The 12,838-nt window shown below is 41.8% G+C and carries 15 protein-coding genes; 6 read left to right on the plus strand and 9 right to left on the minus strand.

Annotated elements, in window-relative coordinates:
* Nucleotides 1-210: 210 nt before the first annotated feature.
* The 3 genes from G3570_RS05990 (at nt 211) to G3570_RS06000 (ending at nt 2,930) form a co-directional block, all read left to right on the plus strand.
* Nucleotides 211-870, plus strand: a complete 660-nt coding sequence (locus G3570_RS05990; protein ID WP_165140272.1) for a BON domain-containing protein — start codon at nt 211-213, stop codon at nt 868-870.
* 166 nt (nt 871-1,036) lie between these two features.
* Nucleotides 1,037-1,744 carry a PIG-L family deacetylase gene (locus G3570_RS05995; protein ID WP_165140274.1) on the plus strand — a complete coding sequence of 236 codons (708 nt, stop codon included), beginning with the start codon at nt 1,037-1,039 and terminating at the stop codon, nt 1,742-1,744.
* A 115-nt stretch (nt 1,745-1,859) separates the two neighbouring features.
* Nucleotides 1,860-2,930, plus strand: coding sequence for an AI-2E family transporter (locus G3570_RS06000; protein WP_165140276.1), 1,071 nt, complete (start codon nt 1,860-1,862; stop codon nt 2,928-2,930).
* On the opposite strand, the gene G3570_RS06005 is transcribed toward G3570_RS06000, so the two are convergent.
* The 4 genes from G3570_RS06005 to G3570_RS06020 all read right to left on the minus strand — a co-directional run bounded on the left by G3570_RS06005 (nt 2,927) and on the right by G3570_RS06020 (nt 6,587).
* The gene (locus tag G3570_RS06005; RefSeq protein ID WP_165140278.1) at nt 2,927-4,099 is read right to left on the minus strand and encodes a lycopene cyclase family protein; all 1,173 of its coding nucleotides are present in this window, start codon (nt 4,097-4,099) and stop codon (nt 2,927-2,929) included. The genes G3570_RS06000 and G3570_RS06005 overlap by 4 nt on opposite strands.
* Nucleotides 4,100-4,107: 8 nt before the next feature.
* The gene (locus G3570_RS06010) at nt 4,108-4,575 is read right to left on the minus strand and encodes a TspO/MBR family protein (RefSeq protein ID WP_249066742.1); all 468 of its coding nucleotides are present in this window, start codon (nt 4,573-4,575) and stop codon (nt 4,108-4,110) included.
* A 194-nt stretch (nt 4,576-4,769) separates the two neighbouring features.
* Entirely contained in the window at nt 4,770-5,135 is a 366-nt protein-coding gene (locus tag G3570_RS06015) for a hypothetical protein (RefSeq protein ID WP_165140282.1), read from the minus strand.
* Nucleotides 5,136-5,249: 114 nt separating this feature from the next.
* Nucleotides 5,250-6,587, minus strand: coding sequence for a R2-like ligand-binding oxidase (locus G3570_RS06020; protein WP_165140284.1), 1,338 nt, complete (start codon nt 6,585-6,587; stop codon nt 5,250-5,252).
* 163 nt (nt 6,588-6,750) lie between these two features.
* Between G3570_RS06020 and G3570_RS06025 the strand changes: the two genes are divergently transcribed.
* From G3570_RS06025 to G3570_RS06035, 3 genes are all read left to right on the plus strand, one after another.
* Complete coding sequence (locus G3570_RS06025; protein WP_165140286.1) at nt 6,751-7,527, plus strand: hypothetical protein; 777 nt, start codon at nt 6,751-6,753, stop codon at nt 7,525-7,527.
* 98 nt (nt 7,528-7,625) lie between these two features.
* Nucleotides 7,626-8,318 (plus strand): SatD family protein, encoded by a 693-nt coding sequence (locus G3570_RS06030; protein WP_165140288.1) that lies wholly within the window; start codon nt 7,626-7,628, stop codon nt 8,316-8,318.
* Nucleotides 8,263-9,006, plus strand: coding sequence for a hypothetical protein (locus G3570_RS06035; protein ID WP_165140290.1), 744 nt, complete (start codon nt 8,263-8,265; stop codon nt 9,004-9,006). Before G3570_RS06030 ends, G3570_RS06035 begins: the two co-directional genes overlap by 56 nt.
* 17 nt (nt 9,007-9,023) lie before the next feature.
* On the opposite strand, the gene G3570_RS06040 is transcribed toward G3570_RS06035, so the two are convergent.
* From G3570_RS06040 to G3570_RS06060, 5 genes are all read right to left on the minus strand, one after another.
* Nucleotides 9,024-9,161: a hypothetical protein gene (locus G3570_RS06040; protein ID WP_165140292.1), complete on the minus strand. Its 138-nt coding sequence runs from the start codon at nt 9,159-9,161 to the stop codon at nt 9,024-9,026.
* Nucleotides 9,162-9,312: 151 nt separating this feature from the next.
* On the minus strand, nt 9,313-10,539 hold the full coding sequence (locus tag G3570_RS06045; protein ID WP_165140294.1) for an MFS transporter: 1,227 nt from the start codon (nt 10,537-10,539) through the stop codon (nt 9,313-9,315).
* A gap of 166 nt (nt 10,540-10,705) precedes the next feature.
* A complete protein-coding gene (locus G3570_RS06050; protein WP_165140295.1) occupies nt 10,706-10,846 on the minus strand; it encodes a hypothetical protein in 141 nt (46 codons plus the stop codon).
* Nucleotides 10,847-10,974: 128 nt separating this feature from the next.
* Nucleotides 10,975-11,838, minus strand: a complete 864-nt coding sequence (locus G3570_RS06055) for a Brp/Blh family beta-carotene 15,15'-dioxygenase (RefSeq protein WP_165140297.1) — start codon at nt 11,836-11,838, stop codon at nt 10,975-10,977.
* Between the two features lie 176 nt (nt 11,839-12,014).
* Complete coding sequence (locus G3570_RS06060; RefSeq protein ID WP_249066744.1) at nt 12,015-12,791, minus strand: bacteriorhodopsin-like; 777 nt, start codon at nt 12,789-12,791, stop codon at nt 12,015-12,017.
* Nucleotides 12,792-12,838: the final 47 nt, after the last annotated feature.

The raw sequence follows: 12,838 nt of genomic DNA on the forward strand, positions 1-12,838 counted from the left end.
GCCAATCTTTTACACTTAAATCAGCGCGTGGGAATAGGTTCCTTATAGTAATTACCTGTTCCGAAAATTGTGAGTATAAAAAAGGAACAGGGAAGTCGGAGAATACTTTAATTTGAATCAATTATAAATACTATAATGGAATGTTAAATGCCTAAAGTATGCTTTTAAAAATAGAATAGAAAAATAAAAAAGTTAAAATAGGTATATATTATGAGAAACGACGAAGATGTTAAAGTCGATATAGCAAAGCAATTAAAATGGGATGCCCGAATAGACGCATCCGAGGTAAGTATCAAGGTAAACAATGGAAAAGTCGAACTGGAAGGCAATGTACCGACCATGACGGCAAAATCCGCAGCATTCGATGATGCCTACCTGGTAGACGGAGTTCTATCGGTTGACAACAAATTGGATGTTGAGATACCCTCAGTTAAATCCACACCTACCGATTCAGAAATCAGAGACAATGTGGTAACAGCCCTTAGCATAAACTCTGACGTAGAATCCTACAAAATTGACGTCACAGTTGATAAAGGCTGGGTCACACTGGAAGGCACCGTCAATGCTTACTGGGAAAAAGTCTCCGCTGAGAATGAAGTATTGGATATTAACGGAGTACTCGGTGTAAGTAATAATCTGGGCGTGGTACCCACTGAGAGTTATCTGGATGAAAATATAGCGGAAGATATTATCAGTGCTCTTGAACGAAATGTTCATGTCAACGCCGATGATATTGATGTGAAGGTTGAGGACGGAAAGGTTACTCTTGACGGTACTGTAAAAACCTATACTGCCAAGAATGCTGCCTTTGATTCCGCACTCTATACGCCCGGAGTGATAACCGTTAATAACAGAATTATTGTGGGTTAGAACCCTAAAAGTTTAAGGGAGACGAGGCCTGTACTTCACATTATAGGAGGCAGGCCTTTTCTATATATTCTGGATAAACCAGACGGAAGCGTGATTTTTTAAGTTACTTATTTTTGGTTATCGTCCTGTTTAGAAATGAATCCTAACGAACAGGTAACACTGCAGCATGAAGATCCTCTATATCTTTCCTCATCCCGATGACGAATCATTCGGTCCGGCGCCGGCCATATCTTCACAAATCCGGCAGGGGCATGAAGTCTACCTATTGACGTTAACCAAAGGGGAAGCTACCAAACAGCGACATCGACTGAATGTCAGCAAAGAAGAAATGGGGGAGATCCGTTTTAAAGAGATGCAGTGTGTGGAGAAGGTACTGAATTTATCAGGCATGGAGGTCCTGGATCTGCCGGATAGCGGACTCAAGGAGATGAATCCGATAGATATTGAAAAGGTGATTCGTGATCACATCGATGAGATAAAACCTGAGGTGCTGGTTACCTACGCAGTTCATGGGGTAAGTGGTTTTGAAGATCACCTGGTCACACATGCCGTGGTTAAAAGGGTATTTTGCAAAATGAGGGAGAATGGATCAGGATATCCCAAAAGGCTGGCTCTCTTTACTCATTACACGGAAAAAGAGGTGGAGAGCAAATTCAACCTGAAATCATCCAAAAAAGAGGAGATCGACTGCTGGGTTGAAACGGATAATACAGATCGTCAAGCCTTTCTGGATGCACTCGACTGTTATGAGACCTATCAGCAGGTCATCGAAGATAGCGGGGTAAAGCAGGCAGTGGGAGAAAGTGTACCCTTTGAAATTTTCGGAGAGGACTTTGATCCACCGCTGGAGCAGATAACTGACCGGTTACCATAAAGCAGTCACTATTGCTTCGTAATTAAGGTATGAGTTATGATTACAACAGGTATTCAAGAACACTGCTAACAGGAAGAAGAGGAATAAGCAAACATCCTATAAGTATTATTGAATCATGAAAAAATATCCTTTCTGGTTAAAGTTTACCATCATTCTTCTGGGTCTCATCCTATTTTACATTGTATTGGTATATGGCAAATTCATACTCATGCCCATTGCGATGTCTGCGCTGCTGGCCATGCTGCTGGAACCGTTGAGCGGAGTGCTTGAAAAACTTAAAATAGGCCGTATGGCTGCCATTTTATTAAGTCTCTTATTGGTCATCATTGTAACCATTGGCATATTTTCACTACTATCCATCCAGTTCGTACAATTTGCCGATAGACTTCCGGAAGCAAATGAAAAATTGCAGGTTATCAGCAGTAATCTTCTAACCTTTTTCCAGGATATTTTCGGAATAGCTCCCGAACAGCAGGTAGATTTTCTGCAGCAGGGACTAAGCAATGTTATTGACAGAAGCGGTGAATACCTGAGTACTGCGGTAGGAGCCACTACCAGTGTGTTCACTACCCTCACCATCCTCCCGTTCTTTGTCTTCTTTATGATGTATTATAAAGAGATGTATCAAACATTTATTCATCAGGCTTTCAAGGGTGAAGAAACCCGTGCTATTGATTCGGTTATCGAGGAAGTACAGGCAGTGACACAGAATTATATTGTAGGCATGATCAGTGTTATCGGTATATTGGGTATACTTAACTTTATTGGTCTTTGGCTCATAGGTCTGGAACATGCCCTGTTCTTTTCTGCTTTTGCAGCAATATTAGCTGTGATACCCTACATCGGAATTATAATCGGCAGTTTGCCGGCCATTCTTTTTGCCCTTCTTTTCACCGATTCCTTGCTCACCCCGCTTGGCGTAATTGGGGTTTTTTCCATTGTTCAATTTCTGGAAGGCAATTTCATTACGCCCAATATTATCGGATCACAGGTAAGTATAAATCCATTCATGGCCCTTATCGCCTTAATCATTGGCGGTGAAGTCTGGGGAATTGCTGGGATGATTCTTTTCGTACCCTTTTTGGGTATCCTGCGCTGCGTATTGGTAGAAGTGGATGACCTTCGACCATATGGTTACCTGCTGGGTAACAATATCCGGTATAAGTTTAATTCAGGTTCCGATTAAATCTGAAATAGCCTGTCGCCGGACTTCCATATTGCCTTGAAGAAGGGAGTATAGGGTAGGCTTCCCATAATTTTGAAATCCTCAAACAGTGCATTTTCCTCGTCAAGGAATTTGAATATTTGGTCAATCTTATTTTTCGAGAATAAGATTTCAAAAATTCGCAGGGCATCGTAAGGGTTTTCATGAAGGATATGTAGCAGCCATAAATCATAGGCCCTGTAACGAAAAGAAGACCTACCCGGCAGGGCCGGTTGTCCCGAATTCAGCAGTTCCGCGACAATTTCTTTAGAGTGCTCATGAATATTGGTAAAAGTATAGCCGGTCGTGGGTTTGGTGAGTCCACCTGATCGTCCCAAATTTAAAACCCTTTCTGAGTACCAGGGAACATAAGGCAGATCCTGCATGGGAATTTCCCCATACTCTTTTCTGACAACCCGGTAATCTATACGTTTTAGTCCGTATTTATTGCTCAGGTATACCTCAACTTTCTTTTCAAAAAAATCTTTCTTCCGGATGCGGGAATCAAACAGGGTATACTCTACCAAAGCACTTTTATCTGTCCATGGAAGCACATACATAAAAGCCAGACCTGTCTCATAGGTATTATCAAAATCCATCAGCATGAAAGAGTCACTATTGAATACCGTATCAGGCGTTTCAATCTCGTAACCCAGAAAACTCTGTATCAATGGGTATTTTATATTCGTACTGCGGAATTCGGGAGGTATGAAACAGCTTTGAAAAATATAATCGGCTGAAAAAGTTGAATCTTCTGTTTCCAGTAAGGGACGATTCTTATCTCCTTTGATATCAGCTATATCAGATTCGATCAAATCAAATGAAGGATGAGCCCGCAACTTTGAAAGTATGAATTCTCGGTAATCACCGCTTCTGATACAATAATAGGGGTATTGCTCTAATGGTTGGGAGAGTACTTCATCTTTGATGCCTACCTCAGCAGTTGACCATGACTTAAATATCAAATCGCTGAATTCGGGTGTATCACGGTGCCAGAAACACCAGGTTTTTTCATTACTGATCGAAAAATCGGAGTCAACAACAAGAATTCTTTTCTTGCTAAGAGGCGAGTTACTTATGTGCCATGCCAGGCTTAAGCCCGAAGCCCCCGCACCTGCAATGATATAGTCATAGTGATTGGTGTTAGTCATTAACTGCCTCAGTTCAGTTGAAAAAGAGAGAAATTAAGGGCAGAGGCATAGCTTACCCAAAGCAGATATGGGACCATCAGCCAACCGGCCGATTTCCTTTTTTTCCAAAAAAGCATTGTTGTAAAAAGTATGGCTATCCACAGCAGCAGTATTTCGGCAAGAGCGGTGCCTATCAGATGCTCACCAAAGAACAGCCACGACCAGGCCGCATTCAAGATCAGCTGAAACCCGAACCAGTTCAGAGCCTGACGTGCCTGACTAAAACCGTATTTTTGCCAAACAAGCCATGCGGAAACAGCCATCATGGTATATAAAATTGGCCAGACAATTGGGAATACCCAATTAGGCGGGGTCCAGGAAGGTTTATTCAGAGCCTCATACCATTGACCCGGTTCAAAGTATGCGCCTATGGCAGCTGCAATAAAACAGACTATTATCCAGCCGGCAAGACCACTAAATTTTTTAACTGTATTCATATTTTGCATCTAATTTCACACGAAATTATATACAGCGATGCCAGGTATTTCATTCCAATTTTGATAAAGTATCAATTCGTGGCCCTGTTTCACCGATGAAGAATTGGCAAATGATTATAGAAATGCGGTAAGGTCAGGGTAAAAGTCCTTTTATAATCTTTCAATTCATCGTTAATGTAAAAATCAAGAACACCTTAAAGATCCAAATCCAGGTTCCGGGTATCATCATGTTCCTTGGCCGGAAGGGTAGAGGTATAATCAAAACTATGAGTCAAGAACTTACGGAAAGCTTTATTGTTATTGTAAATGATAGGCTCCAGAGAAATGAATCCGTTAAGGTCATCCTGTTCCTGTTCAAACAGTGAAACACCTTTCTTGGATACTAAAGATCGGGCAATAGATTCCTCAAACCTTACCACCAGCAGATCTTCAAATATTCCGAAGCACATGTTGCCGTTGATCAGCCAGCCCACACCTCCCATCTGCTTCTTTTTTTCAAGCAGTTCATTGTCTATAAAGAAATGGTCGATACGATCTTCAAGTTTACTGTTGTACGACATATCCCGTCTATTTTGTCCTTTTGCGCTAAATTAAGGCTTGTGGAGGCTTTTGCCAATGAGAATCTTCTAATTCCTCGGTTTCAGTGTTATGAATATTTAATAGTTGCCGTTTGTCTATACCGGCCCAAAACCGTCTTCTTTTGCTATTTCCAGCTTGTCTATTCTCTTTTTGAACTGATTTAGGGCATAGCCTATGAATTCTTCTTTATTCAGTCCGAAAGGCATTGGATCATAGGGTTTAAAAATTTCATCTATTACGGAAAGCGCAACATCAAGTAATTCTTCCATTCGCTGCTGTAATGCTGACCAAAGTTCCGGATTTTGCGCTACAAGCCTGCTTAGCAAGTAAATGCCATAGGCGATATGCCGGGATTCGTCTTTCTTCAGATAGCCAATACCTTTTCGAAGACCGGGCATCAAACCATGTTGTTCCAGTGCCTTGTGATATGCGTGATACCCGGTTTCGGCAAGTGTACCTTCTACAATCATGTTGTAGGTAACTGAAGCATTGATCTGCGCGGCAGCAGAGGTATCATGTAAGAGACGATTCAAGGATTTTGGAAGCTCTTCATAGAACAGCTTTTTATATCCTTGAGTATGAAAACGTGAATAATTTATCTCTTCCTGTACCACCTGTTCAATAAAGCTATTGAAGAAATCGGTATGTTTGGCTTCCTCCCAGAGAAAGGTAGTGAGGTAGAGTTCTTCCTCCAGTCTCTGCTCATTGGAAATGACCGAGATTAGCGGAAGGATGTCCTCGGTAACCGATTCTTCGCCGGCCAAGAAGAGGGAGGTGAGATGAAGCAATACTTCTTTTTCAATTTCATTAAGCTGCAGCCAATCTTTACGGTCTTCTTTAAAATCGATTTCCGAGGGATTCCATATACCCAACGTTTTTGCTTTTTCGAATAACTTCATCGGAAAGCTCTCCCGATTAAGTTTTCGACCTCTTTTTGCATAAGATTTAACCTGCGTTGATGCTTCCTCCGACTGTTTAAAAATTGGTTTTTCAGATGGCCCTGAAGATTGTTGCCCGTTATCATTTTCACCGGGAAAATAGGATGGTATGGAGATAGCAGATTTCAACAGCTCTTGAGCCGCTTTAGTATAGCCGGAAAGGGAGAGAAGGCTTCCTTTTTTCAATGTGAGCTTTCCTTGAATAAAGGCCATCATGGGTTCGGTTTTGCGATCAAAAATGTCTTTCCACTCGCTCTTATTACCCGAAATTACATAGTCAGCCTTTTCTCTGTCACCGTTTAGACACTCTCGTATCTCTCGACATTTTCCGTGCCATAAATCCAGAAAGAGGCACTTATCGTTTCCTCTTTCGATCTTCATGACCAGCATTATGGTCCATTCCCACTTACTGGCCGCATTTTCGTAATCACTATTGACATTCAGATTTTCTTTCCAATGTTCGGCCCAAGATTCTGAAAATACTTCTAAACTCATGCTGATACTTTATTTTCCGCCATTGTTAATGTGAATTTATTTATAATGAAATAAACTTTGGGGTTTCTAACCAGTTTTTGTGTGCCTGGTGAGTGCAATCTCGGGTGGTGTAACTTTTGTTACAATTTTCGTATACAGATTAAACCATAAACTGTATCAGATTATGAAGAGCAAAAAAAGAGATCGCGTTAAGCAGTTGAAAAGGGAATTAAAATGGCTTGATCCGGACCAGGAATTAGTTCATGAGGAGGATGATATAACCTATAAGAAACCCGAGACCCTCAAAGAATCATTGAGCAGAGGTTTCCGAAGTTTTTTGGCTATTGTTCTCTGTCTGATAATCCCGGTATTGTGGTATTTTGACTGGAATATATCTGCGTTCGCAGATAACACCTCTGGTACGGTTACCGGTACCGAAGTGGTGCAAGATGGTGTTGCTCCATTACCGCCTGCCCCTGATGTTCCTGTAGTATCCTCCTTTGACGGTAGCCTTCTTGACTACACGTCTGCCCTTAAAGAAGCCGGCCTGCTTGACTCTTATTCATCTCCTGCGGTAAATGCCTTTTATGAAAATGACGTGCCTGTAAGCTATCTGATTGATCTTAACGAGGCCGGGCTTGTAGATGAGTTCTCATTTCCTGCTATAATAGCTTTCTTTCAAAACCAGGTTCCATTTGACTACTTAGGCAGTTTAAAGGATGCAAACTTGCTGGATGAATTATCATTTCCGGCCGTTGTTGCCTTCTATGAAAACAACGTTAGCCTGGATTATTTGACAAGCTTTGATGAAGCAGGATATCTTGATGAGTTCTCTTTCCCAGCTATCGTAGCCTATTTTCAGAATGGCGTAAGCATCGAGTTTTTAAATGAACTTCAAGAAAGAGATTTACTAGGTGATCTCTCATTTCCTGCCGTAGTTGAAATGTATCAAAATAATTAGTCTGTACATAAAGTAGTTCATCCGCCAAAAATTAAACCGTTATAGTTTAAATTTGATAAACTAAACTAAAATGGTTATATAATAGAGGAGGAACTACTATGAAAACTTACATTGTACTTATCGGCGATATCGAGGCTTCCAAAGAACTGGAAGAGAGTAAGAGACATCAGGTTCAGAAAGCCCTAAAAGATGCATTTGAAGAAATCAACGACTCTTGCTCTTCGTTGGTATCACCCTATACGGTAACACTTGGAGATGAATTTCAGGCTGTATTTTCACAGGCAGATGATCTTTTTGTCCATGCCTGGAAAATTTTAGCTGCTTTGCATCCGGTTAGGGTTCGCTTTTCTATCGGGGTTGGGCAGATAACTACCTCTCTGAACAGGGAGCAGGCATTAGGCATGGATGGGCCGGCTTTTCATCTAGCCAGAGATGGAGTAGAACAGCTTAAAGAGAGTGGCTACCTGTTTAATATTGCGGTTCAGGAAACCAGCAATGCCTGGGTACGTTCAATAAATAACAGTTTGTATCTCTTTTCAAATCAAGTTCGCTCATGGAATAAAAACCGGCTCAATATCCTGTATATGCTAGAAACCGGTAAGAATTATAAACAGATTACCAAAGTGCTGGGTATTTCCGAACCTGCATTCTACAAGAATATTGATGCCGCTTCTTTGGATGTTGTCATCGATCTATTCAAGGACATATCAGAAATTATTAACAAGTGGGTTGCTAATGAACTACATGATATTTCTTACGCTGCTGAATCTGATACTGATTTCACGGCTTAGGCTGTTGTTCAAGGATGGAGGTGCCAATAGAAAAGATGCCTTAATCATGGCGGTGTTCCCGTGCCTCGTGCTTCCCTTTTTGCAAATCTCTCTCGGTTGGTTCCTGTTGTTAATTTGGTTGGCTGTCTATCCCTGGCTTTTTCTTCTTTTTGAGAGTAGAGCAGTCAAATTGAATAGGAGTAGGATGTTACTATTGATGCTTCATGTGGTGGTGCTTGTCATACTTGTAAGCCCTTTGTTTAACCTACAATTGAATAGCCTGGCGGATGGTATAGAGCATTTTATCATTGATGTACTGCTTCTCAACCGGGTTGAGGAATTGAATTTTATGAGTATACAACTTGTATTATTCGGTTTTTTATTAGTGATCAATGAAACCAACATCCTTCTGCGTTACCTGCTTAATGTATTCCGATTGAAACCTATCAGCGAGAAGGGCGCAGAGACCGATCAAAAAGAGTATAACACCGGCAGGCTCATCGGGATACTGGAAAGAATATTCGTCTTCATCTTTGTACTGCTCGGACAGTATGCGGCTATAGGATTTATCCTGGCAGCCAAAGGAGTAGCACGTTTTCAGGATTTTAAAAGCCGCACATTTGCCGAATATGTTCTAATCGGCACATTGCTTTCTACCTTACTAGCTATGGCGGTAGGATACTTTGTAAAGGCAGTTCTGGTAATTTAGCTTTTTTAAGCGAGCATTCATGCGTAGAGCATGAACAATAGAATCGCAATAACCGCAAAGGTAAGATATGCTTCGGTCTTCAGATTCTCTTCCCTGATAAAATCAGCCAGCTGTCCGTAGCCGGAATTCAATTTTTGGGTAAGTTGCCTGATCATAAATGATGATATTGTTTCTCTGTTTATGAAAAGGAGAAAATTTCAATGGGTTTGTTACATAAAAGAAAAGAGAAGGTATTCTGAGCACCCATGTTGCTTTGTAAAACAGTGCCTGGCTTGGTTCAAAGGGCAATCAAGTAGCTAACAGCTGCTAATCCGTTTCATTGTCCCATAGCGCACCGCGAAATGCCAGTAGTGCCAGCAAGCTTGCAAATACCACGCTTATAATAGCCCATAGTAAGATGCTGCTTATCGTTGTGCCGTTGTCAATCAGCCATCCCATCATAAAGGGACTAAGTGCGGTACTGAATACCATCAGGGAAGAGAAAAGACTTCGGATGGTTCCAACCGTCTCCGATCCATACATTTCGGTCCAGAGTGCTGTTTTAATATTCCCACTTACACCAAGAGTCATCCCCAGTAGAAACATGTACAAAAAGGCCGACCAGTTTCCGGGATGCAATAAAGCTACCACAAAACCCAATCCGATGGGGATGAGGTGATAAGGAAACAACGAGCGGGCGCTGAATCGGTCAATTAATGGTCCGACCATAACCGAACTGAATATTCGTGAGATGGCATGGGCAATGAAGGCAGAAGCAATCAGAGTGGCTGACCATCCCAGTTGCTCTGCTATACTAACCTGGTATAAAAACAGACCGGTTACCCAAAAGGCAGGGAGCAGTACTGCCGGTAGCAGCAGGTAGAACCTAAGATCGTTTAACACAATGCTGTAATCACCGGACTGATTGCGTGAACTTTCCTTATCAGTTTGGCTGGGAGTTGTCATTTCACCGGTCTCACCGCTCAAAATTTGAATGACAAATGGAATTAACAGAAGGCCGATTACTATGGAAATGCTACCCCAAGTGCCTCTCCACGTTAACAGGGGGAGCAGTGCTGTTATTATCAAAGGCAGTACGGCTTCTCCAAGTGGATAACCGAGACTCGCAATACTCAAGGCTTTTCCGCGCTGAAAGTGAAAGAATTTAGCCATTGCTGTTTGTGCGGTATGGCCGCTCAGTCCCTGACCTGATAACCGAAGTAGTAATAATCCAAGAAACAGTATGCTTACGTGCCAGGAAATTGATACGGTGAAGGCCGCCAGCATCAGACCCATGGCTACCATCAGGCTAAATCGTTTTAGGGGGAGATGATCGATCCATTTTCCCAACCAGGGCAGTGAAATGGCACTCGTTAAGGTTGCCAGCGAGTATAGAGAGCCGAAACCGGCATTTGAAAGGTTAAAGTTGGTTAGAAAAAATGGTACAAAAAGGGAGATCAGAAAAGTCTGGCCAAAGCTAGAAAAGAAGGTGAAGGTTAGGCCAAAGGATAAAAGCCGCCGTTCGTTAACAACAAATTGGAGGTACTGCCTCATGAATAATCCGGGGAGATTCTTTAGGTAGTTGGATTTTGAGTTTTTAAGAATCTCCCAAGGTACGGACTATTCCTCCTAAGCTAAACCAAATTCTAAAATAAGATTTTGAAACTTTCTATGATTCGTATTGATAATATCAATACCGGAAAAGGTTCTTATACTCTGACTAACTCTCTTCCGAAACCAGGTTTTCACTCTCTTCTTTCTGAATAAGCTCCATAAAGTCTTCTACCATATAATCCAGTCTCAGTGTCAACCCTGCCTGCTCATAAACGTCATTGTCGTAAATTGATTTCGTATTGTCCATAGATGCTACTCTTTTGATTTTGATCTTAAACTTTGACCAAAGATGAAAAAAAATAAGACACGATGTGGGCTTATGAAGAGTATCTAACCTACCTTAAGGACTTTTAATTTAGGAGGGAAGCTATTCACTTAACGTTTGGTTTTCAGCATCTTTTCAACTACCAATACATGGGGCAGGGTGAGCACACTTATGAGGATAAAAAGCAGTGAAACCATCTTCTCTTCCAGCCCGAAGGAATTGTTGATTAGGTAAATGAAGGCCAATCCAAACAGGCTTATTGACGAAAATGGAAGAGCAAGTTTATAGAATTTCCATACAGAAAGTGATTCTCCCATCTTGTTAAAGAAATCCTTCATCTCCAGGAAATGTCCCATCGAATGCCATAACGCAAAATAAAGCGAAAATCCGATTATAGGATCGTTGAATAAAAAAAGGAAAAGAATGACTATGGAATCCAGAACAGGATACCACCAGGACAATTCAAACCTCTCCTTGTTTTGGTATGTTAGAAATGACATCAAGAAGGGATGTTGCAGACCCAGAAGTATTGCTAACAGGTAACTGTTGTTGTAGAGCCATTCTATCTCCTGTAAGGCAACACCGGTTGCTTCTCCAATTACCGGTAAGGTATAGTTGAAATCAACAAATATTACCAGGGAAAGAATCATCAGACCTCGTGAGATCGTAAGCACTCTTTTTGATGAATCCGGCAGGTCTAGATGTTCAATATCTGCCTGACCGAAATGATATATGGTAATTATCACAAAGAGAATAAAACCAGCAATGCCGCTGAGTATCCAAACCAGCGCCATAAGAAACATCAGAAGTAGGTAGGGGATGTAGAATTTGAGCTGATCGGAGATGCTTCCTTTCAGATCATATAAACGTGAGCTGATGATATGGTCTATGGCTCCGTGCGGTATGCCTATGAGCAGCATGCTTAAAGCCAGAAAATAGTATCTTAAGGATACCATCGTTTGGGTAAATAGCATAGAACAAGCAGTGACTGATAATACTACCGCCAAAACATAGAGATCTAATTTTGTTGTTCCGTGCCTCATAATGCTCATTAATAGCAATCCTCCGGCCTTCACACCGGAGGATCAGATACCTGCACCTGGGGATGTCAGATGCAGTGTAATCGTATAGGGATAAATGTGTTCTGCTGTCAGGCAGCTGCTTTTTCAAGACTATATCCTTCGGCGAGTGATTTTTCTCTGGCAATGGCGTAGATCATTACACCATAACCCGCCTTGGCAAGGACGTCTGCAATAGAGTAACCTACCTGAATAGCAACCTGAGACTCAGCACCTGTCAGACCGAGAAATGGTGCCATGTATACTATCGGATAGAACCCCCAGGTACCGAGTAAAAGCAGTCGAATATTTCGGAACAATATACGTACACGTTCCGGCTGGTCTCCCATGGTATCACCCAACTGCTTCCACAATACCCATACTATATAGACAAAAGGTATAGTACTCAGAAAGCCCCAGAGAGCACGGGTTCCGTTATCCATGGCTATTTCGCCGGGATAACCGAGTATTATCATAGCACCAGCTGCAATTACCAGTTTGGTAAGCATTGAGCTGCTTTTCTCCCTGGACAGGTTCAAAACCAGTACCAGTTCTACTAGCAGCAGGGGTACTGTCAGTAACCAGTCCACATATCTGTAAGCGTCATTAAAGGGTTTGCCGCTGGCAACATAGTTACCGGCTTCGGATAGTGTGTAAGCATCCACCCAGCTTCCTGTAATGCGAAAATAATGATAGGCTGCTATACCGACTACCAGTGTGGAAACAATTAGCGAGATGCGGTACTTGGGAGCAACCCGCGGCTGGGCCAGTATAAAGAACAGGCCGGCAGCAAGCATGGAAGCTATGGTAAAGGAAAAGAGATTATAAACGAGGGAATATTCTCCCAGTGTTAGACTTGATAATTCCATGATTATATGGTGTTAGGTTATCATTTAGATGGCAACAGCATGCAAGA

Origin of the sequence: Halalkalibaculum roseum (genome assembly GCF_011059145.1) — a bacterium.
GTDB classification, from domain to species: domain Bacteria; phylum Bacteroidota; class Rhodothermia; order Balneolales; family Balneolaceae; genus Halalkalibaculum; species Halalkalibaculum roseum.

Coding starts and splice junctions, on each gene's coding strand:
- G3570_RS06015 (WP_165140282.1), bottom strand. CDS start 5,135: ATGTCGTACAACAGTAAACTTGAAGATCGTATCGACCATTTCTTTATA.
- G3570_RS06030 (WP_165140288.1), top strand. CDS start 7,626: ATGAAAACTTACATTGTACTTATCGGCGATATCGAGGCTTCCAAAGAA.
- G3570_RS06000 (WP_165140276.1), top strand. CDS start 1,860: ATGAAAAAATATCCTTTCTGGTTAAAGTTTACCATCATTCTTCTGGGT.
- G3570_RS06035 (WP_165140290.1), top strand. CDS start 8,263: ATGAACTACATGATATTTCTTACGCTGCTGAATCTGATACTGATTTCA.
- G3570_RS05995 (WP_165140274.1), top strand. CDS start 1,037: ATGAAGATCCTCTATATCTTTCCTCATCCCGATGACGAATCATTCGGT.
- G3570_RS06020 (WP_165140284.1), bottom strand. CDS start 6,587: ATGAGTTTAGAAGTATTTTCAGAATCTTGGGCCGAACATTGGAAAGAA.
- G3570_RS06055 (WP_165140297.1), bottom strand. CDS start 11,838: ATGCTATTTACCCAAACGATGGTATCCTTAAGATACTATTTTCTGGCT.
- G3570_RS06025 (WP_165140286.1), top strand. CDS start 6,751: ATGAAGAGCAAAAAAAGAGATCGCGTTAAGCAGTTGAAAAGGGAATTA.
- G3570_RS06010 (WP_249066742.1), bottom strand. CDS start 4,575: ATGAATACAGTTAAAAAATTTAGTGGTCTTGCCGGCTGGATAATAGTC.
- G3570_RS06045 (WP_165140294.1), bottom strand. CDS start 10,539: ATGAGGCAGTACCTCCAATTTGTTGTTAACGAACGGCGGCTTTTATCC.
- G3570_RS06005 (WP_165140278.1), bottom strand. CDS start 4,099: ATGACTAACACCAATCACTATGACTATATCATTGCAGGTGCGGGGGCT.
- G3570_RS05990 (WP_165140272.1), top strand. CDS start 211: ATGAGAAACGACGAAGATGTTAAAGTCGATATAGCAAAGCAATTAAAA.
- G3570_RS06050 (WP_165140295.1), bottom strand. CDS start 10,846: ATGGACAATACGAAATCAATTTACGACAATGACGTTTATGAGCAGGCA.
- G3570_RS06060 (WP_249066744.1), bottom strand. CDS start 12,791: ATGGAATTATCAAGTCTAACACTGGGAGAATATTCCCTCGTTTATAAT.
- G3570_RS06040 (WP_165140292.1), bottom strand. CDS start 9,161: ATGATCAGGCAACTTACCCAAAAATTGAATTCCGGCTACGGACAGCTG.